Genomic DNA, 24,327 nt, shown 5'->3' on the forward strand with positions numbered 1-24,327 from the left:
AGCTATCGCTGCAGGCTTATGCGATGAGCGGGCGTTATGTCCCAGACCGCGCCTCTAGCTGCAAGTGTCATAGACCTTGCCGAAGCCCTGATCGCCTGCCCCAGCGTTACGCCCGCCACCGGCATGGTGTTCGATTGCCTGGAAGAACAGCTCGCGCCGCTGGGTTTCGATGTCACGCGCTTCGCCGCGGGCGATGCGCCGGACGGTCCGGTGGAGAATCTCTTCGCGGTGCGGCGCGGTCCGCAAGGATCGCGGCATTTTGCCTTTGCGGGACACCTTGATGTCGTGCCGCCGGGGGAGGGGTGGACGACGGCGCCGTTCCTGCCCGAACGGCGCGGCGAACTGCTGTATGGACGCGGCGCGGTTGACATGAAGGGCTCGATCGCGGCGATGGTTGCCGCCGTGCGCGAGATCCCGGTGGACACCGGCACGATCAGCTTCATTATCACCGGGGACGAGGAAGGTCCGGCGCGCCATGGCACGGTGGCGCTGATCGAGCTGATGCGCGAACGCGGCGAAATTCCGGACATGTGCCTTGTCGGCGAACCGACTTCGGTCAACCGGCTGGGCGACATGATGAAGATCGGCCGCCGCGGTTCGGTGAACATCTTCCTCGATGTCGATGGCACGCAGGGCCATGTCGCCTATCCGCATCTGGCGGATAATCCGGTGACGAAGCTGATCACCATGCTGGCCGAGCTTAACGATCTGGCGCTCGATGACGGCACCGACTGGTTTCAGGCCAGCAATCTTGAGATCACCGATCTGACTGTGGGCAACCCCGCGCACAATGTGATTCCTGCCCAGGCCGCCGCCCGCATTTCGATCCGGTTCAATGATCTGCACACCGGCGCGGAACTGGGCGAGCGGGTCGCGGCGATTGCCGAAAAGCACGGGGGCACGGCCCGCCCGATCGTGTCCGGAGAGGCATTCCTTACGCAGCCGGGGGCATTCTCTACGCTGTTGGCGGATGCGATCCGGGCCGAAACCGGCGTCGAGCCGGAACTGTCCACCAGCGGCGGAACGTCGGACGCGCGCTTCCTCAAGGACTTGTGCCCGGTGATCGAATTCGGCCTGTGCAACGCAACGATGCACAAGCGGGACGAGGCCGTGGCAATCGCCGATCTGGATACGCTGACCCGAATCTACCAGCGGGTCATTGCCGCGGCGCTGGCAGCGCCCAGCGTAAATTCCTGACACCCCGTGACATTGACCCGACAGGTTCGGGTGTTACGGTTCCTTTCGATTTTCTTGCGGGGGTTGCATGGCCAAGCGGCTGACGTTCTTCATTATTGCCGGCATGGTTCTCGGTATTCTGGTAGGCTGGGTGCTCAATATCACGCACACGGCGGGCGATCCGGCGCTGCAAGTCTGGGCCGACTATCTCAAGCTGCTGCCCGACGTTTTCCTGAAACTGATCAAGATGATCATTGCCCCATTGGTCTTCGCGACCATCGTCACCGGCATTGCCGGCATGGGGGACAGCGCCGCGCTCGGGCGCATCGGCGGCAAGGCGATCGGCTGGTTCGTTTCCGCCAGCCTCGTTTCGCTGATGCTGGGGCTGCTGCTGGTCAACCTGTTCCGCCCCGGGGTGGGCGTGGGGCTGGAAAGTGCGGGGGATCTGGGCGATCTGGCCACGGGCGAGCTTTCGTTCCGCCACTTCGTGCTGGAAATCTTCCCCACCAGCGCGTTCGATGCGATGGCGGAAAACAACATCCTGCAGATTCTGGTCTTCTCGCTTTTCGTGGGTGTGGCGCTCACCGCGATCGGAGAGAAGGGCGCGCCAGTGGTCAAGGCCAGCGAGGCGCTGTCCCACCTCATGCTGCAGATCACCGATTATGTGATGCGCTTTGCCCCGGCGGCGGTGTTCGGTGCGCTGGCCAGCGTGATCGCCACCAAGGGGCTCGGCATCGTCGTGACCTATGGCGTGCTGGTGAGCGAGTTCTACTTCGGCCTGCTGCTGCTCTGGACGCTGCTGCTTTCCTTTGGCGCGATATTCCTGCGCGGGCGCATCTTCACGTTGATCCGCTATATCCGCGAGCCGCTGCTGCTCACCTTCTCCACCGCGTCGTCCGAGGCGGGGCTGCCCAAGCTGTTCGAGCAGCTCGACCGGTTCGGCGTGCCGCGCCGCGTTTCGGGCTTCATCCTGCCGCTGGGCTATTCGTTCAATCTCGACGGTTCGATGATGTACATGAGCTTCGCGACGATTTTCGTGGCGCAGGCCTATGGCATCCACGTGCCGATCGGCACGCAGATCCTGATGCTGCTAACGCTGATGGTCAGTTCCAAGGGCATTGCGGGCGTGCCGCGCGCCAGCCTGGTGGTGATCGCGGCGACACTCAGCCAGTTCGGCCTGCCGGTGGAAGGCATTGCGCTGCTGCTGGGCATCGATACTTTTCTCGACATGGGCCGTTCGGCCACCAATGTCATCGGCAATGCGGTGGCGACCTCGGTCATCACCCGCAGCGAAGGCATGTTGCAACCGCTGCTGGACGACGATGCCGAACCGCCGCACGCGCCATCGCACACGTCCTCGCACGGGCGGGCGGGGCTCAATGTCGATCCGGAGCAGTACGAAACCACCTGAACCGCCCGGCAAGGCCGGGCTCCCGGCCCCTCCGGCAAGCCATGCGATAGCCTCCCGACTGGACAAGGGCCCCCGCGATTGCGACCATGCGCGCATACGCGGGGGGCCACCAGCTTGGGAGCGCGCGCATGACAGACATGGTTGAGGATACCAGCGCTTCGGAGCATGCCGGGCACAACCGCCTGCAATGGCGCATTCTCGCCGGGTTCCTGAGCGGACTGGTGCTCGGCCTTCTGGCCTATACGTTCGCGCCCGAAAGCCACTGGATCGCTGCGATCATGGCCTATGGAACCGTGCCTGCCGGGCAGCTGTTCCTGCGGCTGCTGTTCATGCTGGTGATCCCGCTGCTGTTTTCCGCGCTGGTGGTGGGCATTGCCGAAATGGGCGAGCTGCGCGCCTTGCGCAAAGTGGGCGTGGCGACGCTTGTCTATACGTTTGTTGTCTCCGGAATCGCGGTGGCACTCAGCCTGCTGGTGGTCGATACGATCCGGCCGGGCGCGGGGGTGGACCGGCAGGCCGCCCAGGAACTGCTGGCGCAGGGCGCGGAAAACGCGGGGGCCATCGTCAAAGCCTCGGCACAGGCCAAGACCGGCGTCGATGCGGTGCTGGGGCTGATCCCGTCCAACATCGTCTCCGCCATGAGCGACAACGACATTCTGGCGGTGATGTTCTTCGCGCTGTTCTTCGGGATCGGGCTGCTGCTGGTGCGCACGCCGCGCGCGCTGGTGCTCAAGGATGCGATCGAGGGGCTGTTCGAAGTCTCGATGACGCTGATCGGCCTCGTCATCCGGCTGGCGCCCTATGCGATCTTCTGTTTCATGTTCAATCTCGCCGCCCAGTTCGGGTGGGATCTTCTGATCAAGCTGGCGGCCTATGTCGGCGTGGTGCTGCTGGCGCTGGGCCTGCAGATGTTCGGTGTGTTTCCGCTGCTGCTGGCGTTTCTGGCGAAGAAGAGCCCGCTCGCCTTCTTCCGCGAGACGCGCGAGGCGGCGGTCATGGCGTTCTCCACCTCCAGCTCCAACGCCACGCTGCCCACCGCGCTGCGCGTGGCGGACGAGGACCTGCACCTGCCCCCGCGCATCGCCCGTTTCGTGCTCACCATCGGGGCCACGGCTAACCAGAACGGCACGGCCATGTTCGAAGGCGTGACGGTGCTGTTCCTCGCGCAGTTCTTCGGCGTCGATCTTACGCTTCAGCAGCAGTTGTTCGTGATGGTGGTCTGTATCCTCGCGGGGATCGGCACGGCGGGGGTGCCGGCGGGATCGCTGCCGGTGATCGCGCTGATCCTGGGCGGCGTGGGCGTGCCGCCCGAGGGGATCGGCCTCATCATCGGCGTGGACCGCTTCCTCGACATGTGCCGCACCACGCTCAATGTCGTGGGCGATCTGGTCTGCGCGACGGTGATTTCCGCGATCGGCGGCGGCGATGCCGGGGCTTCGGAGCCCGTGCCTACCTGACCAGCTTCACCGGTACGAACGGGCCCATGCCGCAGCCCGCGCCCCGATCGAAACTGCTGCCGTACTGACGCAGCGGATAGATGATGTCGTTGCGGCACAGCTGCGAGAGCGAGGTTTCGTACGTGAACGTATCCGCCGCCTTCAGCCCACCGCAGCGGTTGGGCAGGGTCACGCGCCAGACTTTGCGGCCCGCGCCGAAGAAATCGATGGTCCGGTCGTCGCGGATGCGGGTGGAGGTGAATTGCGTGAGCGGCAGGCAATCGCGCGCCGGGCCGAGCGCTTCGGCGGCAGGGCTGGGCGGAGGCAGATCGCGCGGCGAGTCCTTGGAGCAGGCGCTCAGCGCCAGCGGGGTGAGGAAAAGGGCGGGCAGGAATGCGGCTTTCATGAAACCCTCCGTTCAGGAAGCCTTCTTGCCGGCTCCCTTTTCCATGACTTTGGGCTTGTAGCCACACAAGTCAACGACCGGGCAGCGCCAGCATTCGGGAGTGCGCGCCTTGCAGATATAGCGCCCGTGCAGGATCAGCCAGTGATGCGCGCCCACGCGAAAGGGCCCGGGCACTTTCTTTTCAAGCTGCTTTTCCACCGCCAGCGGCGTCTTGCCCTTGGCGAGGCCGGTGCGGTTGCCGACGCGGAAGATATGCGTGTCCACCGCAAAAGTCTCGGCCCCGAAGGCGCAGTTCATCACCACATTGGCGGTCTTGCGGCCCACGCCCGGCAGTTCGACCAGCGCGTCGCGGTCTTCCGGCACTTCGCCGCCGTACCGCTCGACGAGGATCTGTGAGAGGGCGATGACGTTCTTCGCCTTGGAATTGAACAGGCCGATGGTCTTGATGTGCTGCTTCAGGCCCTCTTCGCCCAGCTCCACCATTTGCTGCGGCGTTTTTATGTCGCGAAACAGCGCCCGGGTCGCCTTGTTGACTCCCACGTCGGTCGCCTGCGCGGAAAGCACCACGGCGACGAGCAACTGATAGGTGTTGCCGAATTCCAGCTCCGTCTCGGGCGCGGGATTGAGTTCGGCAAGACGGCGGAAGAATTCGAAGATCTGGTCCTTCTTCACCGCAACCACCGACCCATTTCAGGATAGACCGGTGCGTCCTCAGGGCCCATGCGCCCGCTCCGCGTCATGCCGTACCAGGTGAGCAAGGGAATGCCGGGGCCATTGTCCGTGGCAAAGGCGGTGCTCAGCGATTCGCTGCCGCCGCGATAGCCACCGGAATGAAACACGACGTCGAGCTCGACATCGCACGCTTTTGCGGCAGCGGCGGACCAGGCGATCGCGGCCATTTCCTCGCCTGCGTCATCACCAACTTCCGTCATTGTGGCGCGGCGGGCAGGTTCGGCGACGGCAATGTGTCCGGCTTCATGCAGGAGATCGCCCGGCCAGATCGCCTCTTCGGGATCGATGCGCACCGTTGTGCCGCAGACACCCAGCCCCGGCAGCACGATGGCTTCGCACGGGGCCACCGGCTCCACGGCAATACCGATGCCTTCAAGGAAGGCCAGGATGCGCTCGGCCGCTGCCGCACCACCTGGCTCGCGCCAGCGGCAGGCTTGAAGCGCGGGATGCGCGGTCACAGGCCCAGAACTTCGGGCATGGTGTAGCGACCCGGCTTCTGCCCCTGCAGCCACTGCGCCGCGCGGACCGCGCCTTTGGCGAAGATGCTCCGGTTCTCGGCCATGTGCGAGAGGGCGAGCCGTTCGTTGTCCGCCAGGAAGTGGACGGTGTGATCGCCCGCCACGGTGCCGCCGCGCAAGGCGGCGAAACCGATCGTGCCTGCCTCGCGCTGGCCGGTGATGCCGTCGCGACCGCGCACCGCGCTGTCGGCCAGCCCGACGCCGCGCCCATCCGCCGCCGCTTCGCCCAGCAGCAGCGCGGTGCCGCTGGGGGCATCGACTTTCATGCGGTGGTGCGTCTCGACAATCTCGATATCCCAGTCCTCGCCCAGACGGCTCGCCGCCTCGCGCACCAGATGGGCCAGCAGCGTTACGCCGAGCGAGGTGTTGCCGGTCTGCAGCACCGGTATCGTCTGCGCGGCACTATCGATCAGCCAGTGGTGACGCTCTTCCAGCCCGGTGGTTCCGATGACGATCGGCACGCCCGCCGCCATCGCCGCATCGAGATTGGCTTCGAGCGCTGTGGGACTGGAAAAGTCGATCAGCACATCGGCTTTCGCGGCCACGGCCGCCACATCGCCGTCCTGGTCCACGCCGCCCGCAAGATCCTCGCCCGCGTCGGCCAGCGCCTTGGCAATGGCCTGGCCCATGCGTCCTGCGCTGCCGATGATTCCGATCGTGCTCACTTGTCTTCTCCGGCGGGCGTCATGCCGAACTTGTTCCGGCGTCCATCATACCCCAAAATCCCGCCAGCGAATGGCGCACTATGGCCTGCGAAACAAGTTCAGGCTGAAGAAAAGGGCACAGACTTGGCTGCAATCCGCAATATCGTGATCCTCACCGGGGCGGGCGTTTCGGCGGAGAGCGGGATCGATACCTTCCGCGATTCGGGGGGGGTGTGGGAACAGCACCGGGTAGAGGATGTCGCTACGCCCGAAGCTTTCGCCCGCGATCGCGATCTGGTGCTGCGTTTCTACGACATGCGGCGTGAGGCGATCCAGACGAGGCAGCCCAACGCCGCGCATCTGGCGCTGGCGAAACTGCAGGCGCAGTGGCCGGGACGGGTTACGCTGGTGACGCAGAACGTCGACGATCTGCACGACCGCGCGGCGGCGGCGCTGGGCGTGACAGCGGCGGACCTCATCCACATGCACGGCGAGCACCTCAATGCCTGGTGCACGGCCTGCGATGTCCGCTCGCCCTGGGCCGGGCCGCTGCTCGACCGTCCGGCCTGTCCGTCCTGCGGGGAGGCGGCGCTGAGGCCCGACATCGTCTGGTTCGGGGAAATGCCCTACCGCATGGAGGAAATCTTTGCCGCGCTGCGCGAGGCGGACCTGTTCGTCTCGATCGGCACCTCCGGCGCGGTCTATCCCGCCGCCGGATTTGTGCGCAATGCGCGCGATCTGGGCGCGGCGACGCTGGAACTCAATCTCGAACCCTCGCAAGGCAGCTTGTGGTTCGACGAGGCGCGCCACGGCCCGGCGACCGTAGTGGTGCCCGCATGGGTGGAGGAAATGCTGGCGCGTTGATGGCGTGCGCTCAATGCGCGCCGCATCCCTTGCAGGCCGGATCTTTGGCGATTCGCAGCGGGCGCATGGAGGGCGCCATGCCGTCGATCAGGTGCAGGGTGCCGAATTGGGGATCGCCGAATGCGGCATGGCCCGCCAGCAGCACGCGAATCGCATGCATCGCGGCGAACGTGCCGGTCACGCCCACCATTGCGCCCAGCACGCCGTCGGCCGCGCATGTGTCGCAGTCCTGCGCATCGAAGGCATCGCCTACAAAACAGCGGTAACAGGGCTGGTCCGGCAAGTGTCCGGCGAAGTTCGCAACCTGTCCCTGGAACCGGCCGATCGCGGCGCTGGTGAGCGGGATTTCCTGTTTTACACAGGAATCTGACACTGCAAGGCGAGTCGCGAAGTTGTCACAACCATCCAATACCAGACTCGCGCCGGAGAGGATTTGATCAGCGTTGTCACCCCCCACCCGCGCGGCGGCTGAATCGACCTTGAGGCCAAAATCAAAACGCCGCACCCACTCGGCCGCCACTTCCGCCTTGGGCTTGCCGACATCAGACGGCGTGTAAATCGTCTGGCGCTGGAGATTGCTGACGTCGATGACGTCATCATCCACCAGTGTCAGCCGCCCTATGCCGGCTGCGGCGAGATATTGAAGGGCAGGACTGCCAATCCCGCCGCAGCCGACAAGCACGACGTGCGAATCGGACAGGGCTGCCTGACCCGTGCCACCCACTTCGGGCAGGACGATATGGCGGGCGAAGCGCTCAAGACGGTCCGGGGAGAGCGTCATGCCGGGGAGGCCTCAGGCTGGGCCCGAGGCGTTGTCGTCGGGCAGGCGTTCCTTGACGAAACCGTGCAGCCCGAACCACCACTGCGCGGCAATGACCGCGCCCTTGGCGGGCTGGAGCATGCCCAGCATCATCACCAGCGCCAGCGGCACCAGTATCGAGACCATGGCCAGCGGACCCATTTCGAAATCGAGCGACAGCATGATGATCAGCGGCGCCATCAGGTGGCCGGTGACGAGGATCGCGATATAGGCGGGAAAGTCGTCCGCGCGCTGCGGCATAAGATCCAGCGTGCAGACGGGGCAGTGTTCGCGCGGCTTCAGCCATTTGCGAAACAGGCTGCCCTCGCCGCAACGGGGGCATTTGCCGCGAATGCCGCGCATGGCGGCCTGAACGAAAGTGCCGGGAATCATGGCGCGGGCCTACAGCAAGCAGGGCAGCCGGTGAAGCCGGAAAAGGCCGGGGAGGCTGGCAGAAACGAAACCGGCCGGGCTGCACAAGGTGCAGCGCCGGCCGGTCCGGGGGCATAGAGGGAATATCAATTGGCGGCAGCGTGGATCCGGTTGCGGCCGCCGTTGCTGGCATCGCCGAGCGCGGCTCCGGCCCGGCTGCAGGCCTCGTCGAACTGGGCATAGTTCCGGATGGGCGCCAGGCCGCAGGAGAACGTCACGGGCCAGCCCTGTTCGCCCAGGCTCTGGTCCAGCGCCATCGAGGCGCGCAGGCGCTCCATGATCAGCCGGGCTTCGTCGAGCAGGGTATCGGGCAGCAGCACGGCGAATTTCTCTCCCTCCCAGCGGGCGGTCAGGTCGGTGCGGCGCAACTGGCTTTCCAGGCGGCGGCCAATGGCTTTCAGCACTTTGTCCGCGGCGGCCTCTCCGAACTGCTCCTGGATCAGGGCGAAGTGATCGACAGCGATCAGCGCCAGCACGGCGGTATGCTGGCCAAGCAGCACTTCGCGGGCCGAGTCGGTGAAACCGCGCCGGTTGCCGATGCCGGTGAGCGGATCTCGTTCGGCGGCATCGGTCAGCCGCTTGATGCGGGCGGCCGATTCGTTGGCAGCGGTCGCGACACCGCGCAAAAGCCGGCCGACAAGATCGTTGCCGCCTTCGGGAATCTCTCCGGCTGTTTCCCCGGCCTGAACCGCTTGCAGCAAGGCCGCGGCATCGGCGAGCGGCGCCAGCAAGGCGCGGATCGCTGCGGCTGCAAGGATAGTGCCGGTCACAGTGGCGGCCAATACGATGGCGAGCAGGGTGAAATCCCATTGCCCGCTTGCGGCCTGCACGGCCACGCAAGCTGCCAGCGGGATAAGCGCTGCACCGCTGCAGATCAGGATAATCCTGTTCTCGTAGTGGTTTGGAAACAGAAAAGCTGTGGCTTTGTAGAAGCGCATCGGGGGGTGCCTCTTCCAGTTCTGTCAGTCCGCGATTCGTTCGCGAATCTATTGCCTAATAGTATCGGTATGCGCTTATCAAAGTGTTAAGATTTACAGCCAGAAAGGCAGATATTGTGCAGGTAAATCGATTGTATTTCTGGAATTGGCACTTTTACTTTTCATGTCCGGCGCGGGTAGGAGGCACGGGCGGGGCACCACAACGAAACAGGGCCTGCGAAGCGGAAGCCGCCGCGCAGGCCCTGTGGTAAACCCCGTGGATAGCCCCCGGATAACCGGGGGAGAAATCAGCTTTCGAGCTGGCGCAGGAGCGAGCGCACGTCACCGTCCATATCGGCGTCGCGCGTGCGCAGCTCCTCTATCAGGCGCACCGCATGGATCACGGTGGAGTGATCGCGTCCGCCGAACTTGCGGCCGATTTCCGGATAGGAGCGCGGGGTGAGTACCTTGGCGAGGTACATTGCCACCTGGCGCGGGCGCACGACGGCGCGGGCGCGGCGCTTGGAACTCATCTCGGTCCGGTCGATCCGGTAGAACTGGCAGACCGTGCGCTGGATCTCGTCGATCGTGATCCGGCGGCGGTTGGCCGAAAGGATATCGGTCAGTTGCTCTTCGGCCAGTTGCAGGGACACCTGCTGGCCGGTGAGCTGGGCATAGGCGATCAGCTTGTTGAGGCCGCCCACCAGCTCGCGCACGTTGCGGTTGATCGTGCGGGCGAGGAACTCGATCACGTCGGCAGGCACGTCGATCGAGGCGAAGCGCGTCAGCCGGTTTTCGAGGATCGAGCGGCGCAGTTCGATGTCGGCGGGCATGATGTCCGCGACAAGGCCCATCGACAGGCGGCTGAGCAAGCGCGGCTCAACCCCGTCGAGCGCCTGCGGCGCACGGTCCGCGGCAAAGACCAGGCGCTTGCCTTCCGCCAGCAGCGCATCGATCGTGTAGAGCAGCTCTTCCTGTGCCGAAGCCTTGCCGATGATGAACTGGATATCGTCCACCAGCAGCAGGTCGAAGCCGCGCAGGCGGGCCTTGAACTCGATCATCTGGTTCTGGCGCAGGGCCTGCACGAACTCGACCATGAAACGTTCGGCCGAGCAGTAGAAGATGCGCGCATGCGGGTGATTCGCCAGATAGGCGTGGCCGATCGCGTGGAGCAGGTGCGTCTTGCCCTGGCCGGTCGCGGCCTTGAGGTAGAGCGGCGAGAACTGGGGTTTTTCGTTGGCGGCCATGCGCTGCGCGGCGTTGAACGCCAGAACGTTGGCCGTGCCCGTCACGAACGAAGTGAAAGTCTGCGAGGCATCGATGCTGGCCGGGCCCTGGCCCAGGGCCGTGAACGATTCGCCGGGGGCCGAGGCCGAAAGCGAATTGCTGCCGCCGTGGGCCGAATCGTTGGCCGGCGCGCTGCTCGGGCGGCCGCCGCTGCCCAGGCGCAGTTCGGGAAGCTGGCGACGGCCGGGGTGGACGAGGATGCGCACGTGGCGCACGTCGGGCCGGGCGATCTTCCATGCCAGCGAGAGGCGGTCGGCGAAGCGGTCGTTCACCCAGTTCGCCGAGAATTCGGTCGGCAGGTAGAGGTCCAGCGTGCCGGTTTCCTTGCAATAGTTGCCCGGCTGAATCGGTTTGATCCACTGGCTGTGGACCTGATGGCCCAGGTCCTTGCGCAGGCCCTGGCTAATATCCGCCCAGTCGGCCGCCAGATTCACGGCTTCCTGATCCTCTTCCATCACTGCACGCACCGCCTTAGACTTCCTGTTCGCTGAACCAGCGTTTTGACCTGTTGATGACCCTGACACCCGCGCGAACCCCCTTGTTCGTGTGACCCCAAGCAAACCCTGGCGGAGCTGGTTCCCCACGATGGCGCCCATACCTTAACGGACAAAAAAGCCCTTGCGCCGCAAACAGCGTTTGCGGCTGTGGATGTTCAAGCTATCGATGTTTCCCCGGCCAGTTCCGCGAAGGCCGGCGTCCCTTTTGGGAGGGGTTTCGCCAGCGCGCAATATGGTCTGCGCCAAATAAAAATATTTTTGGCCGTTGACACACGCATGACTGCGGGCTTCCGCCGAAAAATTAAATTTATGCTTTTAAAACAACGTCTTCCGCAATGCGGTGCTGCGAATCGCAGCGTTTTCACGGATTTGTAGCAATTCGTGTTGCAATGCAGCGGAAAACGAAACGGAGCCGGAGATTGCCTCTCCGGCTCCGTTCCTGTTTCGTGCCCGGGACAGATGTTTGGATCTGCCCCGAAAGCCGAATCGGCGTGCGACTCAGAGCGCGGAAACGCGCTTGGTCAGGCGCGACATCTTGCGCGCGGCCGTGTTCTTGTGGAGGACGCCGCGCGCCACGCCGCGAGCGAGCTCGGGCTGGGCTTCCTTCAGCGCGGCAGCGGCAGCGCTCTTGTCGCCGCCGGCGATGGCCGATTCCACTTTCTTCACGAAAGTGCGGATGCGGCTCATGCGGTTGGTATTGATCAGGGCACGGCGCTCGTTGCGACGGATGCGCTTGCGGGCTTGCGGCGTATTGGCCATCGAATTTCCTCTGTCTGGCCGACCGTGCGGCCCCTACCTAAACGAATCTGCGGGAGGCGAGCGGACTCGCCGGAAAGCGCGCCCCTTAGCGGTGAGCGGTGCCTGCGTCAACCCGCAGACGATGCGCTAACCCGCTCGTTTCCGCTGGTTTGCCGCCTTTGGCCGCCGCTTTCGGGCCGGAATCGTTTCTGCCGGCTACCTCTGGCATTGCCGGCACCAGAAGGTGCTGCGCCCGCCTTGGACGAAGCGCAGCACCGGCGCGCCGCAAGTCGTGCACGGCTCTCCCTCGCGTCCGTAGACCTGCCAGGAGGCGGCGAAGTAACCCAGTTCGCCGGTCGGCTGCGCATAGTCGCGAATCGTCGAGCCGCCTGCCGCGATCGATTCGGACAGCACCTGCTGGATCGCGGGCACCAGCCGGGCGAGGGCAGGGCGCGAAACACGCCCGGCTTCCTTGTCCGGACGGATGCCCGCGCGAAACAGCGCTTCGCAGACGTAGATATTGCCGAGCCCGGCCACGATCGCCTGATCGAGCAGCAACTGCTTCACCGGGGCGGTGCGGCCCTGAAAGGCCTGTTTCAGGTGCCGGGGCGTCAGGTCCGGGCCGAGCGGTTCGGGGCCCATCCCGGCGAACGGTCCCCAGCTTTCGAGACCGTCCGTCTCCACCAGATCGACCGAGCCGAACCGCCGCGCGTCGTTGAGAGCGAGGACATGGCCCGATTCGGTCTCCAGCACGAGATGGTCGTGCTTTTCGGGCCGCTCGGGCTCGATACGCCAGCGGCCCGACATGCCGAGGTGGAACACCATGGTCCGCTCGCGGTCGGTATGGATGAGCCCGTATTTGGCGCGCCGCCCCATCGTGGTGACGCGCGCGCCGGTCAGCGTCTGGACCAGATCGGGCGGGAAGGGGCGGCGCAAGTCCGGCCGATTCACCTGCACGCGCGCGATTCGCTCGCCTTCGAGAAAGCGGGCGAGGCCGCGCACGGTGGTTTCGACTTCGGGGAGTTCTGGCATCGGCCACCGGGTTAGCCGGATCGGCACCGCCTGTCATCGGGGAGAGCGTACGATCCCCTCTCCCAACCCTCTCCCCTCAAGGGGAGAGGGCTACATGCCTTCCCGGTAACGAGTCCTGACATTACGCGGGCGCGGAATCCTTCTGGACCCGGGCGAAGACCGCGCGCACGTCCTCCGGCAGCGCGGCGTCAGGATCGCTCAGCATGGCCACGGCGCGGGCTTTCATGCCCGGATCCCAGAACTGGACGATATGGTCCACCGTGGCCGCTATCGCTGCCTCCTGCCCTTTCACGGCGAAATTGCGCAGGATCTGTCCGGCCATGTAGGCAAGGCGCTCGTCGGTGCTCATCATGGCCCCGGTTCCTTCCATAGAATCCTCTACTCCGCGGGTTCGGCTGGTTCGATGCGGCGGCTCTGTTCGGCCTGCGCGCGGTACTGCATCTGCCATTCGGACGGGCCGTTGGACGGTGCCACTTGCACCGCCGTCACCTTGTACTCGGGGCAATTGGTGGCCCAGTCGGAAAAGTCCGTGGTGATGACGTTGGCCTGCGTGTCCGGGTGGTGGAAAGTCGTATAGACGACGCCGGGTGCCACCCGCTCGGTGATCAGCGCGCGCAAGGTGGTCTCGCCCGCGCGGCTGCGCAGCGATACCCAGTCGCCGTCGCGGATGCCCCGGTTCTCGGCATCGAGGGGGTGGATCTCCAGCCGGTCCTCGGCATGCCAGGCCTCGTTCGCGGTGCGCCGGGTCTGCGCGCCGACATTGTACTGGCTGAGGATGCGCCCGGTGGTGAGCAGCAGCGGAAAGCGCGGGCCGGTGCGCTCGTCGGTCGGCACATAGTCGGTCACCACGAACAGCCCCTTGCCGCGCACGAAGTGATCGGCGTGCATCGTCGGGGTGCCTTCGGGCGCGGCGCCGTTCACCGGCCATTGCAGCGAGCCGCGCGCTTCCAGCAGATCGTATGTCACGCCTGCGAAAGCCGGGGTCAGCCGCGCGATCTCGTCCATGATCTGCGCGGGGTGGGTGTAGTGCCAGTCCAGCCCCATCGCCTGCGCCACGCGCTGGACGACTTCCCAGTCCGCATATCCTTTTCCATCGGGGCCGTTCTTCGGCTCCATCACCTTGCGCACGCGCTGGATGCGGCGTTCGGCATTGGTGAAGGTGCCGTCCTTTTCCAGAAAGGTCGATCCCGGCAGGAAGACATGGGCGTAGCGGGCGGTCTCGTTGAGGAACAAGTCCTGCACCACCACGCATTCCATCGCCGCAAGGCCCGCCGCGACGTGGGTGGTGTTGGGATCGGACTGGAGAATGTCCTCGCCCTGGATGAAGATGCCCTTGAACGTGCCGTCTGTCGCCGCATCGAGCATGTTGTTGATGCGCAGGCCCGGCTCGGGATCGAGCGTGACGGCCCAGTCCTGTTCGAACAGCGCGCGCGTGGCGCTGTCCGCGATGTGGCGGTAGCCGGGCAACTCGTGCGGGAAGCTGCCCATGTCGCACGAGCCCTGCACGTTGTTCTGCCCGCGCAGCGGGTTCACGCCAGTGCCGGGCCTGCCGACGTTGCCCGTCGCCATGGCAAGGTTGGCAATGGCCATCACGGTGGAGGAGCCCTGCGAATGCTCGGTGACGCCGAGCCCGTAATAGATCGCCCCGTTCCCGCCCGTGGCATAGAGCCGGGCGGCGGCGCGCAGATCGGCGGCGGGCACGCCGGTCAGGTCCTCGATCGCTTCTGGCGAACGGGCGGGCTCGGAGACGAAGGCGGCCCATTCGGCATAGGCATCGGTGTCGCAGCGCTCGCGGATATAGGCCTCGTTCACCAGCCCTTCGGTGACGATCACATGCGCCATGGCGGTGAGCAGCGCGACATTGGTGCCCGGCCGCAGCGGCAAGTGATGCGCGGCGGCGATATGCGGGGATCGCACGAGATCGATGCGGCGCGGATCGACGACGATCAGCTTCGCGCCTTCCCGCAGCCGCTTCTTGATGCGGCTGCCGAAGACGGGGTGCCCGTCGGTCGGGTTGGCGCCGATCACCAGGATGACGTCGGCCTGCTCCACGCTGTCGAAATCCTGCGTGCCTGCCGAAGTGCCGAAGGTGGTCTTGAGGCCATAGCCGGTGGGCGAGTGGCACACCCGCGCGCAGGTATCGACATTGTTGTTGCCGAAGCCCTGCCGGATCAGCTTCTGGACGAGGAACGTCTCCTCGTTGGTGCAGCGGCTGGAGGTCACGCCGCCGATGGCGCGGGTGCCATAGGCGTTCTGGATGCGGCGGAATTCGGACGCGACGCGGGCGATGGCCTCGTCCCAGGACACCTCGCGCCAGGGTTCGTCCACCGAATCGCGCACCATGGGGTTGAGAATGCGGTCGCGGTGCTGGGCATAGCCCCAGGCGAAGCGGCCTTTCACGCAGGAATGGCCATGGTTGGCCTTGCCTTCCTTCCACGGCACCATGCGCACCAGATCCTGTCCGCGCATCTCCGCGCGGAAGGTGCAGCCCACGCCGCAATAAGCGCAGGTGGTGACGACGGCACGGTCCGGCGTGCCCTTTTCGATGACGGTGTTCTCGATCAGCGCCGATGTCGGGCAGGCCTGCACGCAGGCCCCGCATGAGACGCATTCGGACGGCAGGAAGCCCACGTCCTGACTGGCGGAAATCTTGCTGGCAAAGCCGCGTCCATCGACCGTGAGCGCCAGCGTGCCCTGCACTTCGTCGCAAGCGCGCACGCAGCGCGAGCAGACGATGCACTTGGCCGGATCGAAAGTGAAATAGGGATTGCTCTCGTCCTTGCAGCCGTCGAGGTGGCTGGCGCCTTCATAGCCGAAGCGCACATCGCGCAGGCCCACCGAACCGGCCACGTCCTGCAATTCGCAATCGCCGTTGGCCGAGCAGGTCAGGCAATCGAGCGGGTGGTCGGAGATGTAGAGTTCCATCACCCCGCGCCGCAGCTTGCGCAGCTTATCGGTTTCGGTGCGCACCACCATGTCCGGCGCGACCGGCGTGGTGCAGGACGCGGGATAGCCCTTGCGCCCCTCGATCTCGACCAGGCACATCCGGCACGAGCCGAAGCTTTCGAGACTGTCGGTGGCGCAGAGCTTGGGGATCGCGGTGTCCACCATCGCCGCCGCGCGCATGATCGAGGTTCCGGCGGGCACGCTGACCGGCTGGCCGTCGATGGTGAGCGATACGGTCTCGCCGGTCTTTTCGGGCGTTCCGAAGTCTTTTTCGCGGGTGAATGTCATCTGTTCTACTCACCTGAATCCGAAGTGTGCATTCCTAATTCCGTCATCCCCGCAATCCCGTCATCCCCGCGAAGGCGGGGATCCCGCTTTCTATCGTGGCGTAGAGGAGAAAAGCGGGGCCCCCGCCTTCGCGGGGGCGACGAGTGGCGACAAAGGGAACGCGCGCTTCCATCATACTACTCCGCCGCTTCGGTCAGCGTTTCAGCGCCGCCGAAATCCTCGGGGAAATGATCGAGCGCGCTCAGCACCGGGTAGGGTGCGAAACCGCCCAGTGCGCAGAGCGAGCCATGCTTCATCGTCTCGCACAGATCGCGCAGCAGCTCGATTTCCTCCTCGTGCGTGCGCGCGGCGGTGCGGGCGTTGCGCAGCTGCGGCAGCGTTTCGGCCGCGCCTGCCGCGCGCGGGGCCTTGGAGACGATGCGGTCTATCAGTTCAACGCCGCGTGTGGAGCCGATGCGGCAGGGCGTGCACTTGCCGCAGCTTTCGGCGGCGCAGAATTCCATGGCGAAGCGGGCGAGCCGGGCCATGTCCGCCGTATCGTCGAACACGGTGATCCCGGCATGGCCGATCAGCCCGCCCGCCGCGGCGAAGGCCTCGTAATCGAAGGGCAGGTGGAACATCGCGGGCGGGAAATAGGCGCCGAGCGGTCCGCCCACCTGCACCGCGCGCACCGGGCGCCCGCTGGCGGTGCCGCCGCCGATCTGGTGGACCAGTTCGCCCAGCGTCACGCCGAAGCCGATCTCGTGCAGCCCGCCATATTTCACATTGCCCGCGATCTGCACCGGGATCGTCCCGCGCGAATGGCCGAAGCCGACATTGGCATAGGCCTGCGCCCCTTCGGAGAGGATGAAAGGCACGGCGGCGAGGCTGAGCACATTGTTGATCACGGTGGGCCGGCCCCACAGTCCCTCGATAGCGGGCAGCGGCGGTTTGGCGCGCACTTCGCCGCGCAGGCCCTCAATCGATTCGAGCAGCGCGGTCTCCTCGCCGCAGACATAGGAGCCCGCGCCCACGCGCACTTCCAGCGTGAAGGGGGCGATGCGCCCGGCGGCACGGCGGATCGCCGCGCGCATGGCCTCTATGGCGAAAGGATATTCGCTGCGGATATAGATATAGCCGTGGCTCGCGCCCACCGCGTGCCCGGCAATCGCCATGCCTTCGATCAGGCAATAGGGATCGCCTTCCATCAGCATGCGGTCGGCGAACGTGCCGCTATCGCCTTCGTCGGCATTGCAGATGATGAATTTCTCGTCCGCCGCCGCATCGAGCACGGTTTGCCACTTGATGCCGGTGGGAAAGCCCGCCCCGCCGCGCCCGCGCAGGCCCGAGGCCTTGACCGCGTCCACTACCGCCTGCGGGGGCAGGGCATGGGCGGCCTCCAGCCCCTTCCAGCCGCCATGCGCGGCATAGTCGGCAAGGCTCAGCGGATCGGTCACGCCGCAGCGGGCGAACGTGAAGCGCTGCTGGTTCGAAAAGAACGGATGGTCCGCGATCGCGCCGATGCGGGCAGGGTGGCTGCCGTCGAGCACGGCGGCCACGTCTTCGGGGCCGATGGGGCCGTAAGCCACGCGGCCCTCGGCGGTTTCCACTTCGGCCAGCGGCTCGATGGCGAAAAGACCGTAGGAGCCGGTGCGCACGACTTCGCAGCCCGCCCGCGCGAAAGCTTCCGCCACATCGTCCGCGCCGAGCGCGACCGAAGCCATGTCCTTGCTGACGAAGACGCGCGTCATGCTTCCACCTCGCTGGCGATCCGGGCCGCGGCCTCGCCGTCTATCCGCGCCACCGGGCGGCCATCGACAAGCGCATTGGGGCCGATGGCGCACAGGCCCAGACAATAGACCGGCTCCAGCGCCACTTGCCCGTCCTTGCGGGCATGGCCCATGGCCACGCCGAGCCGGTGCGCGAGCGCCGCCTCGATCGCCGCGCCGCCGCGCGCCTGACAGCTTTCGGCGCGGCACAGCTTTACCACGTGGCGGGCGGGCGGCTCGGTGCGGAAATCCGGATAGAAGCTGATGACCCCGTGCACTTCGGCGCGGCTGAGGTTGAGGGCGCCCGCGATCAGCGGCACGGCGGCGGGGGCGATAAAGCCGAATGCTTCCTGCAATTCATGCAGCAGCGGGAGCAGGGCGCCGCGCGTGGTGGCGTGGACGGTACCGTCGATAACGGCCTGAATCTCGGAAAGGTCTGTCATAGGGTCTGCCAGGGCGCTCTTCTCTTTGCTGTCACGCTGCGGCATCGGCCGGGAGTGGTCAAATTGATAAGAGCGATGCCTGATAGAAACTGTCAATCAACAGGCAGTTCGGCGATGGCGCGGGCGCATCCCAGCGCGGCGGCGGCCATCGGGTCCAGCGGCGTGCGGTCTCCGGCGATCAGGCCGATGCGGCTGACGGGCCTTGCGGTGGCCAGCGGATGCACGCTGGCCCAGCCTGCGCCTTCGATCAGGCCGGTATGGCGTTCGGGCATGATCGTCGCCAGGCCGCCGGAACGCACCATGGCCAGCAGCGCGGTATAGCTATCGGCGGTGGCCCGGGGGGCGGCGGCAATGCCGGCATCGTGCATCAACTCGTCGATAATGCGCCGGTTCTGCATGCCCTGGTGCAGCAGGCACAGCGGATGGCGCGCCACGTCCTGCCAGCATACGTGCCCCGGCGGCGGGCTGGCACCGCCGCGTGCAGTCACGAAGACATAGGTTTCCGTATAGAGCGGCACGCTGATCACATTGGCCGGGCGTTCGTGGTCGAGATAGGTAATCCCGGCATCGATCTCGAACGCATCGATAGCGCGCACGATCCCGCGCGAGGTCTGGGAGCGGACGGCGATCGTCATGCCGGGATGGGTGCGCAGCAGGGCTTCGGCGAAGCGGCCGGCCTCGGGCATGGCTGCGGGTATGACGCCGAGCCGGAACTCCCCGTGCAGCGGCCCGGCTTGCGCTTCCACGGCATGGACCATGCTTTCGTGCGCGGCGAGCAGCTGCTGCGCCCAGGGCAGCATCGCCTGTCCTTCCGGCGTCAGGCCGATATAGCGCCGGTCCCGCTCGACAAGGCGCTTGCCAAGCTGGGTTTCGAGTGCGGCCAGTGCGGAGGACAGCGTTGGCTGGGTGATGCCGCAAGCTTCCGCCGCCAGGGCGAAGTGCTGTTCGCGCGCCAGTGTTACGAAATAGCGCAAGGCCCTGAGTTGCATGTCCGCATCCGTTTTCGAAGTAATAGACGCAGCCTATCATCCCGTGGCGCGAAGGGAATACGGCCCTGGTGGTCTCAGGGCAGGGCGGGATCAGCCGTTGCAGAGCTGCCCAAGCACCGTTTCCAGCGCGTGGCGGGCCGTGCCGGTGAGGCGGAGGAACGAGCGTCTGGCATCCGAAGGGTCGTTGTGCCGTTCAACATATCCATTCTGGATCAGAATAGTGATCCAGCGCAGTCCTGTCGATGTGGGGACACCTGCGGCGAGACAGGCACTGGTGATATATATCTTCTTTTGCTCTTCTTCCGCCATGTAGAGATCAAGCAAAATGTCCCACGCAGGGTCGCTGAAGAGTCCTTCCGAGAACACCTGCTCTCGCATTCGTCTTGTCTGATAGAGCTTATGGGCGATTGCTCTTGTATTTTTACTATTTTTAGGGAAGTTTGTTAACGTATATTCTGGAGTGTGAGAGTCCGCAGGTGGAGCTGATCGTTCGAGACAGCCGAAGGGTGGATCTTCGGTGAACGTGTTTCTATCCATCTGCACCCCTTATGCGGCCGTGTAACCTCTGCGTTAATAGACCAACTTTAATCCGTTTTGGAACCAAAATTTACGTATTTTTCCTATGAGAAGGATTGCGCGCGGTATCTTTCCGGAGAGCGCCGGGAAAATCCGTTAGGCTCTTATTCCTAGTGCGTTAGATTGACCTCAAACGAGAATTTCGATTCAGATGGAAGTGGGACTCATGTTCTCAAAAGCGAACTCCCCGGAAGACGCGCTTCGAGCGTCGATCACGGTTCTGGACCAGGTCGTGTCCCTCTATGACCGCCTCGGCCTCACGTTCCCGGCCGTACACGCCGCAACGGCGCTGCAGGCCGCGCATTTCGCTCTGGAAGAAGGCGCGGTTACCGGGTTGGATAGTCAGCAGCAGTCCGCGCGGACCTGAGATAGCAAGGGCGCAGGAGCGCTCTTCGTATCATGCCGTCAAGGCAAGCATGTCTGACGGTCCCCGGGCCTGCTTGACTTCGTAAAGCCTGGCATCCGCGGCTCTCAAAAGCGAATCCAGCTTCTGGTTACGGTCATGGCTGACTATTGTGCCGATACTGGCCGATATGCCGATGGTCTGGCCTTCGATATCGAACGGCTGCCGGATCGTGGCGCCAATGCGCCGGGCGAGCAGGGCGGCTTCATCAGCGTGGTGGAGGCCGAACTGTATGATCGCGAACTCGTCGCCGCCGAGGCGGGCGACAAGGTCGCCGCTGCGTATCGCGCTGCGCAGGCGGTCGGCCACGGCAAGCAGCAGCGCGTCGCCTGCTGCGTGTCCGTACCGGTCGTTGACAGGCTTGAACCCGTCAAGGTCGAGGTAGTGGATCGCGATCGGCTGGTTGGGGGAAATCAGCGCGGCCCGCTCGTCGAAATACTCCTGCAGCGCCAGCCGGTTGGGCAGTGTGGTCAGCGTGTCGCGCCGGGCGAGGGAAATCGAGACCAGCCGCCCCCCGATTTCCGCCTTGGCGGCGGTGTAGCGCACCATGATCCAGCGGGTTCCGCCCAGCACGAACGACGTCGCGATAAAGGCCATGGCCAGATAGGCGGGATCGGGGCGGAAGGCGGAAACCAGGATCGGCGGCCCAACGGAAACCAGGATGCTGGCTATGGCAAGCCGGGGCCTGAGGCCGCAGTTCGTCGCCGTGCCTGCGCAGAAGCCGACAATGACGCAGATCGTAAGCATGTGAATTTCCGGCGCTGGCGACCGGAAAACCAGCAGGCCGAAAATGCCGAGCAGCACGGCGAAAAGAAAGTAAGGCATCGAAAAGAGCATTTCCAGCCGCCGGGCTTGCGTGCGGTCAAGCGGGCCGGTCAGGGCAAGGTCGCGGTAGTAGAGGGTAATCCCGATGCGCAGTGCGCTGGCCGCCAGCCCGGCTCCGCCCAGCACCAGCCAGCCGGGTTCCGGCGCGCGGCTGTAGGCCAGCCAGAACGTGATGGCGAATGCGGCCCACATGGCGATGGCAGGCAGCAGATGCAGGTAGAGACTGCGAACCTGTTCCACATAGACCCGCTCGATCAGGGACTCGATGCTACTAGCGGGCAATTGTCCGATCCTCTTAGATAGGATCGCCGAGCATACCCTGCCGCGTGGGCGTTAGGCAATTTGTGGCTGTTTTGCGCCGTACAGCGCGGTTTCCAACCGGCAACAGGCTGAAAGAAAACCGTATATTGCCTGCGTCAGCTAATTGGCAGCGGCAGGCGCGGTGCCTGCCGACTGCCTTGCCGGGCGGGATCAGCTGCGGCCGACGGACGTATAGGCGAAGCCTGCTTCCCGAACCATGTCCGGCTGGTAGATGTTGCGCAAATCCACCAGCACCGGCGCCTTGGCGAGCGCCTTGACCCGGTCGAGATCGAGCGCGCGGAAGGCATCCCATTCGGTCACGATCACAACGGCATCGGCGCCGTCGATCGCGGCGTAGGGATCGGAGACCATTTCCACTTCGGGCATGAGCGGCTTTGCCAGTTCCATGCCTTCCGGATCGTAGGCGGCCGCCGAAACGCCCGCATCGGCCAGGGTCTGGGCAATGGCGATTGCTGGGGAATCGCGCATGTCATCGGTGTTCGGCTTGAACGTCAGGCCAAGCAGAGCGGCGCGCTTGCCGCGTGCGGCATCGGCGCCACCGAGCGCTTCGATCACCTTGCGGCCCATCGCGCGCTTGCGCAGGTCGTTGACCTTGACCACCGCCTCGACGATCCGCACCGGGCTTTCATAGTCCTCGGCGGTCTTGAGCAGGGCCAGCGTGTCCTTGGGGAAGCACGAGCCGCCATAGCCGGGCCCTGCGTGAAGGAACTTGCCGCCGATCCTCCCGTCGAGGCCGATGCCGCGGGCCACGTCCTGCACGTTGCCGCCCACTTTCTCGCACAAGTCGGCCATCTCGTTGATGAACGTGATCTTGGTCGCGAGGAAGGCGTTGGCTGCATATTTGATCAGCTCGGACGAGCGCCGCGAGGTGAACAGGATCGGCGATTCGTTGAGGAACAGCGGGCGGTACACCTCGTGCATGACCTCGCGGCCGAATTCGTCCTCGGCACCGATGACGATGCGGTCCGGGCGCTTGAAGTCGCCGATCGCGGCGCCCTCGCGCAGGAATTCGGGGTTCGAGACGACGGCCACACGGTGGGGCGTGCCGCTTTCCTTGAGGATGCGCTCCACTTCATCGCCGGTGCCGACCGGGACGGTCGACTTGGTGACGACCACGGCGTCGTTGGAAAGACTTTCCCCCACTTCGCGGGCGACGGCATAGACGAACGAAAGATCGGCGTGCCCGTCCCCGCGGCGCGAAGGCGTGCCCACGGCGATGAAGATCGCGCTGGCCCCCTTGATGCCTTCGGCGAGGTCCGTGGTGAAGGACAGCCGCCCTGCCTTGACGTTGCTGGCAACCAGCGCGTCGAGCCCGGGCTCGTAGATCGGCATGACGCCTTCGTGCAGCCGGTCGATCTTCGACTGGTCCTTGTCGATGCAGACCACATCGTGACCGAAATCGGCAAAGCACGCCCCGGATACCAGCCCCACATAGCCAGAGCCCACCATTGCAATCTTCATGAAAACCTCATTCGGTCGAAACCCGCCCTGCCTTTAGGCGGCAAATGCGGTCAGGTCCAATCCCATCCCGTATGATCATCACATTGAGTGATAAGTGCGGAACCATTCGACGAAGCGAGGCACGCCTACGTCGAGCGATGTCGAGGGGGCATAGCCGGTGTCGCGGGTGAGGGCGGCGATGTCGGCATAAGTCGCGGGGACATCGCCCGGCTGCATGGGCAGCAGGTTGAGCTGTGCCTTGCGGCCACACGCCTGTTCGAGCAGTTCGATCAGGTGCATCAGCTGTTCGGGCTTGTTGTTGCCGATGTTGTAGAGCGCGTGCGGCTTGACGCTGCCGCCTGCCTTTTCCTCGCCGTTGTCGAGCGGCGGCCGGTCCAGGCAGGCCAGCACGCCGCCGACGATATCGTCGATATAGGTGAAGTCGCGCTGCATCTCGCCATGGTTGTAAACGTCGATCGGGCGGCCCGAGAGAATGCGCTCGGCGAACTTCCACATCGCCATGTCAGGGCGGCCCCAGGGGCCGTACACGGTGAAGAAGCGCAGGCCGGTCAGCGGGATGCGGAAGAGATGGGCATATGTCTCGCTCATCAGTTCGTCCGCCTTCTTGGTGACAGCGTAGAGCGAGACGGGGTGGTCGGCGCGGTCCTCCACCGCGAAGGGCAGCTTGGTATTGCCGCCATAGACCGAGCTGGAGCTGGCATAGACCATATGCGCCACGCCGCGTGCGCGCGCCAGTTCGAGCATGTTGACGTGCCCGGCCAGATTGGCGGAGACATAGGCCTGCGGGTTTTCGAGCGAATAGCGCACGCCTGCCTGCGCGCCGAGGTGGACGATGGCTTCGAACCCGGTTTCGCCAAGCGCATCACTCAGCGCTTCCATGCTGGAAAAGTCCAGCTTGCGGAAATGGAACAGGTTGCCGAACCGCGCCGCCAGACGGTCGAGCCGGGCCTGCTTGAGCGAGACCTGATAATAATCGTTCATGCTGTCGATGCCGATCACCGGCTGGCCGCGAGCCATCAGGGCTTCGGAGACCGCAGCCCCGATGAAGCCCGCCGCGCCTGTTACCAGCACCGTCGAATCGTTTTGAAGCATGAATTCTCCAGATCTGCGGCCTGTTTGCGTCCGGACAGGCGGCTTCCGCGCGAACGAGCCCTAGAGCATTTTCCGATCCGGTGGAAATGCGAAGCGGGTACAGGAGAGAGGGACACGCCCCTCCTGTACCCGCTCCGCGTTCCCGCTTCCGGCGGTGTGGCCGGTATGCGGGAACGGTCACCTCGGGCCGCCCCGGCGCGTGCGGATTTACGCACGGCTTCAGGGGCGGAATATCTCGGGGCCGGGCAGGGCAGGACGGTCCCGCCGGGCTTGCGGCGCGGCAGGTAACATGCGCCTGTGTCAGTTTAGCGTCGCTGAACGGGGAGCGGTGCCGCAAGGCAGGAGG

Annotated in this window: 24 protein-coding genes; 5 read left to right on the forward strand and 19 right to left on the reverse strand. The window is 65.1% G+C overall.

The genetic code is table 11. The annotated features are described in order from the left end of the window. Positions 1 to 36 precede the first annotated feature (36 nt). From dapE to MTR66_RS06890, 3 genes are all read left to right on the forward strand, one after another. The gene (gene dapE / locus MTR66_RS06880) at positions 37 to 1,197 is read left to right on the forward strand and encodes a succinyl-diaminopimelate desuccinylase (RefSeq protein ID WP_243919069.1); all 1,161 of its coding nucleotides are present in this window, start codon (positions 37 to 39) and stop codon (positions 1,195 to 1,197) included. A gap of 67 nt (positions 1,198 to 1,264) precedes the next feature. Next, positions 1,265 to 2,587, forward strand: a complete 1,323-nt coding sequence (locus MTR66_RS06885) for a dicarboxylate/amino acid:cation symporter (protein ID WP_243919072.1) — start codon at positions 1,265 to 1,267, stop codon at positions 2,585 to 2,587. Positions 2,588 to 2,724: 137 nt separating this feature from the next. Then, positions 2,725 to 4,044: a dicarboxylate/amino acid:cation symporter gene (locus MTR66_RS06890; RefSeq protein ID WP_243919649.1), complete on the forward strand. Its 1,320-nt coding sequence runs from the start codon at positions 2,725 to 2,727 to the stop codon at positions 4,042 to 4,044. On the opposite strand, the gene MTR66_RS06895 is transcribed toward MTR66_RS06890, so the two are convergent. The 4 genes from MTR66_RS06895 to dapB are packed head-to-tail and all read right to left on the reverse strand — an operon-like array spanning position 4,037 to position 6,344. Continuing rightward, positions 4,037 to 4,429, reverse strand: a complete 393-nt coding sequence (locus tag MTR66_RS06895) for a hypothetical protein (RefSeq protein ID WP_243919074.1) — start codon at positions 4,427 to 4,429, stop codon at positions 4,037 to 4,039. The genes MTR66_RS06890 and MTR66_RS06895 overlap by 8 nt on opposite strands. 12 nt (positions 4,430 to 4,441) lie before the next feature. Continuing rightward, complete coding sequence (nth, locus tag MTR66_RS06900; RefSeq protein ID WP_243919076.1) at positions 4,442 to 5,101, reverse strand: endonuclease III; 660 nt, start codon at positions 5,099 to 5,101, stop codon at positions 4,442 to 4,444. Next, a complete protein-coding gene (locus MTR66_RS06905) occupies positions 5,098 to 5,619 on the reverse strand; it encodes a hypothetical protein (protein WP_243919078.1) in 522 nt (173 codons plus the stop codon). The genes nth and MTR66_RS06905 overlap by 4 nt, the downstream gene beginning before the upstream one ends. Continuing rightward, positions 5,616 to 6,344 (reverse strand): 4-hydroxy-tetrahydrodipicolinate reductase, encoded by a 729-nt coding sequence (gene dapB / locus MTR66_RS06910; protein WP_243919080.1) that lies wholly within the window; start codon positions 6,342 to 6,344, stop codon positions 5,616 to 5,618. Before dapB ends, MTR66_RS06905 begins: the two co-directional genes overlap by 4 nt. A 123-nt stretch (positions 6,345 to 6,467) precedes the next feature. Between dapB and MTR66_RS06915 the strand changes: the two genes are divergently transcribed. Continuing rightward, a complete protein-coding gene (locus MTR66_RS06915; protein ID WP_243919081.1) occupies positions 6,468 to 7,187 on the forward strand; it encodes an NAD-dependent deacylase in 720 nt (239 codons plus the stop codon). 10 nt (positions 7,188 to 7,197) lie between these two features. Here the strand turns inward: MTR66_RS06915 and MTR66_RS06920 are convergent, their stop codons facing one another. The 12 genes from MTR66_RS06920 to MTR66_RS06975 all read right to left on the reverse strand — a co-directional run bounded on the left by MTR66_RS06920 (position 7,198) and on the right by MTR66_RS06975 (position 19,840). Then, the gene (locus MTR66_RS06920; protein WP_243919089.1) at positions 7,198 to 7,968 is read right to left on the reverse strand and encodes a HesA/MoeB/ThiF family protein; all 771 of its coding nucleotides are present in this window, start codon (positions 7,966 to 7,968) and stop codon (positions 7,198 to 7,200) included. A gap of 12 nt (positions 7,969 to 7,980) precedes the next feature. Then, positions 7,981 to 8,379, reverse strand: coding sequence for a DUF983 domain-containing protein (locus MTR66_RS06925; protein ID WP_243919091.1), 399 nt, complete (start codon positions 8,377 to 8,379; stop codon positions 7,981 to 7,983). A 125-nt stretch (positions 8,380 to 8,504) separates the two neighbouring features. Continuing rightward, positions 8,505 to 9,356, reverse strand: coding sequence for a GGDEF domain-containing protein (locus tag MTR66_RS06930; protein ID WP_243919094.1), 852 nt, complete (start codon positions 9,354 to 9,356; stop codon positions 8,505 to 8,507). A gap of 287 nt (positions 9,357 to 9,643) precedes the next feature. Continuing rightward, positions 9,644 to 11,077 carry a chromosomal replication initiator protein DnaA gene (gene dnaA / locus MTR66_RS06935; protein WP_243919651.1) on the reverse strand — a complete coding sequence of 478 codons (1,434 nt, stop codon included), beginning with the start codon at positions 11,075 to 11,077 and terminating at the stop codon, positions 9,644 to 9,646. Between the two features lie 540 nt (positions 11,078 to 11,617). Next, a complete protein-coding gene (rpsT, locus tag MTR66_RS06940) occupies positions 11,618 to 11,878 on the reverse strand; it encodes a 30S ribosomal protein S20 (protein ID WP_243919096.1) in 261 nt (86 codons plus the stop codon). Positions 11,879 to 12,073: 195 nt separating this feature from the next. Then, positions 12,074 to 12,889 carry a bifunctional DNA-formamidopyrimidine glycosylase/DNA-(apurinic or apyrimidinic site) lyase gene (gene mutM / locus MTR66_RS06945; protein WP_243919098.1) on the reverse strand — a complete coding sequence of 272 codons (816 nt, stop codon included), beginning with the start codon at positions 12,887 to 12,889 and terminating at the stop codon, positions 12,074 to 12,076. A 121-nt stretch (positions 12,890 to 13,010) separates the two neighbouring features. Continuing rightward, positions 13,011 to 13,241, reverse strand: coding sequence for a formate dehydrogenase subunit delta (locus tag MTR66_RS06950; protein ID WP_243919100.1), 231 nt, complete (start codon positions 13,239 to 13,241; stop codon positions 13,011 to 13,013). 26 nt (positions 13,242 to 13,267) lie between these two features. Next, positions 13,268 to 16,123, reverse strand: a complete 2,856-nt coding sequence (fdhF, locus tag MTR66_RS06955) for a formate dehydrogenase subunit alpha (protein ID WP_243919108.1) — start codon at positions 16,121 to 16,123, stop codon at positions 13,268 to 13,270. A 176-nt stretch (positions 16,124 to 16,299) separates the two neighbouring features. After that, the gene (locus MTR66_RS06960; RefSeq protein WP_243919110.1) at positions 16,300 to 17,853 is read right to left on the reverse strand and encodes an NADH-ubiquinone oxidoreductase-F iron-sulfur binding region domain-containing protein; all 1,554 of its coding nucleotides are present in this window, start codon (positions 17,851 to 17,853) and stop codon (positions 16,300 to 16,302) included. Continuing rightward, positions 17,850 to 18,314, reverse strand: a complete 465-nt coding sequence (locus MTR66_RS06965) for a formate dehydrogenase subunit gamma (protein WP_243919112.1) — start codon at positions 18,312 to 18,314, stop codon at positions 17,850 to 17,852. The genes MTR66_RS06960 and MTR66_RS06965 overlap by 4 nt, the downstream gene beginning before the upstream one ends. A gap of 92 nt (positions 18,315 to 18,406) precedes the next feature. Then, complete coding sequence (locus MTR66_RS06970) at positions 18,407 to 19,303, reverse strand: LysR family transcriptional regulator (RefSeq protein WP_243919114.1); 897 nt, start codon at positions 19,301 to 19,303, stop codon at positions 18,407 to 18,409. A 90-nt stretch (positions 19,304 to 19,393) separates the two neighbouring features. Continuing rightward, positions 19,394 to 19,840 (reverse strand): MarR family winged helix-turn-helix transcriptional regulator, encoded by a 447-nt coding sequence (locus MTR66_RS06975; protein ID WP_243919116.1) that lies wholly within the window; start codon positions 19,838 to 19,840, stop codon positions 19,394 to 19,396. Positions 19,841 to 20,045: 205 nt separating this feature from the next. On the opposite strand from MTR66_RS06975, the gene MTR66_RS06980 reads away from it, so the two are divergent. Beyond that, positions 20,046 to 20,246, forward strand: coding sequence for a hypothetical protein (locus tag MTR66_RS06980; RefSeq protein ID WP_243919117.1), 201 nt, complete (start codon positions 20,046 to 20,048; stop codon positions 20,244 to 20,246). Positions 20,247 to 20,276: 30 nt separating this feature from the next. Here the strand turns inward: MTR66_RS06980 and MTR66_RS06985 are convergent, their stop codons facing one another. The 3 genes from MTR66_RS06985 to MTR66_RS06995 form a co-directional block, all read right to left on the reverse strand. Further along, positions 20,277 to 21,389 (reverse strand): GGDEF domain-containing protein, encoded by a 1,113-nt coding sequence (locus MTR66_RS06985; RefSeq protein ID WP_243919119.1) that lies wholly within the window; start codon positions 21,387 to 21,389, stop codon positions 20,277 to 20,279. 189 nt (positions 21,390 to 21,578) lie between these two features. Beyond that, positions 21,579 to 22,889, reverse strand: coding sequence for a UDP-glucose dehydrogenase family protein (locus MTR66_RS06990; protein ID WP_243919121.1), 1,311 nt, complete (start codon positions 22,887 to 22,889; stop codon positions 21,579 to 21,581). 78 nt (positions 22,890 to 22,967) lie between these two features. Next, complete coding sequence (locus tag MTR66_RS06995) at positions 22,968 to 23,981, reverse strand: NAD-dependent epimerase/dehydratase family protein (RefSeq protein ID WP_243919123.1); 1,014 nt, start codon at positions 23,979 to 23,981, stop codon at positions 22,968 to 22,970. Positions 23,982 to 24,327 lie beyond the last annotated feature (346 nt).

The sequence above is a fragment of the Novosphingobium beihaiense genome (assembly GCF_022832375.1).
GTDB classification, from domain to species: domain Bacteria; phylum Pseudomonadota; class Alphaproteobacteria; order Sphingomonadales; family Sphingomonadaceae; genus Novosphingobium; species Novosphingobium beihaiensis.

Excerpts from the sequence above, each read along its gene's own strand:
- dapE (WP_243919069.1), top strand. The coding sequence starts at position 37 with ATGTCCCAGACCGCGCCTCTAGCTGCAAGTGTCATAGACCTTGCCGAA.
- MTR66_RS06885 (WP_243919072.1), top strand. The coding sequence starts at position 1,265 with ATGGCCAAGCGGCTGACGTTCTTCATTATTGCCGGCATGGTTCTCGGT.
- MTR66_RS06890 (WP_243919649.1), top strand. The coding sequence starts at position 2,725 with ATGGTTGAGGATACCAGCGCTTCGGAGCATGCCGGGCACAACCGCCTG.
- MTR66_RS06895 (WP_243919074.1), bottom strand. The coding sequence starts at position 4,429 with ATGAAAGCCGCATTCCTGCCCGCCCTTTTCCTCACCCCGCTGGCGCTG.
- MTR66_RS06920 (WP_243919089.1), bottom strand. The coding sequence starts at position 7,968 with ATGACGCTCTCCCCGGACCGTCTTGAGCGCTTCGCCCGCCATATCGTC.
- MTR66_RS06925 (WP_243919091.1), bottom strand. The coding sequence starts at position 8,379 with ATGATTCCCGGCACTTTCGTTCAGGCCGCCATGCGCGGCATTCGCGGC.
- MTR66_RS06930 (WP_243919094.1), bottom strand. The coding sequence starts at position 9,356 with ATGCGCTTCTACAAAGCCACAGCTTTTCTGTTTCCAAACCACTACGAG.
- dnaA (WP_243919651.1), bottom strand. The coding sequence starts at position 11,077 with ATGGAAGAGGATCAGGAAGCCGTGAATCTGGCGGCCGACTGGGCGGAT.
- rpsT (WP_243919096.1), bottom strand. The coding sequence starts at position 11,878 with ATGGCCAATACGCCGCAAGCCCGCAAGCGCATCCGTCGCAACGAGCGC.
- mutM (WP_243919098.1), bottom strand. The coding sequence starts at position 12,889 with ATGCCAGAACTCCCCGAAGTCGAAACCACCGTGCGCGGCCTCGCCCGC.
- MTR66_RS06950 (WP_243919100.1), bottom strand. The coding sequence starts at position 13,241 with ATGATGAGCACCGACGAGCGCCTTGCCTACATGGCCGGACAGATCCTG.
- fdhF (WP_243919108.1), bottom strand. The coding sequence starts at position 16,123 with ATGACATTCACCCGCGAAAAAGACTTCGGAACGCCCGAAAAGACCGGC.
- MTR66_RS06960 (WP_243919110.1), bottom strand. The coding sequence starts at position 17,853 with ATGACGCGCGTCTTCGTCAGCAAGGACATGGCTTCGGTCGCGCTCGGC.
- MTR66_RS06965 (WP_243919112.1), bottom strand. The coding sequence starts at position 18,314 with ATGACAGACCTTTCCGAGATTCAGGCCGTTATCGACGGTACCGTCCAC.
- MTR66_RS06970 (WP_243919114.1), bottom strand. The coding sequence starts at position 19,303 with ATGCAACTCAGGGCCTTGCGCTATTTCGTAACACTGGCGCGCGAACAG.
- MTR66_RS06975 (WP_243919116.1), bottom strand. The coding sequence starts at position 19,840 with ATGGATAGAAACACGTTCACCGAAGATCCACCCTTCGGCTGTCTCGAA.
- MTR66_RS06980 (WP_243919117.1), top strand. The coding sequence starts at position 20,046 with ATGTTCTCAAAAGCGAACTCCCCGGAAGACGCGCTTCGAGCGTCGATC.
- MTR66_RS06990 (WP_243919121.1), bottom strand. The coding sequence starts at position 22,889 with ATGAAGATTGCAATGGTGGGCTCTGGCTATGTGGGGCTGGTATCCGGG.
- MTR66_RS06995 (WP_243919123.1), bottom strand. The coding sequence starts at position 23,981 with ATGCTTCAAAACGATTCGACGGTGCTGGTAACAGGCGCGGCGGGCTTC.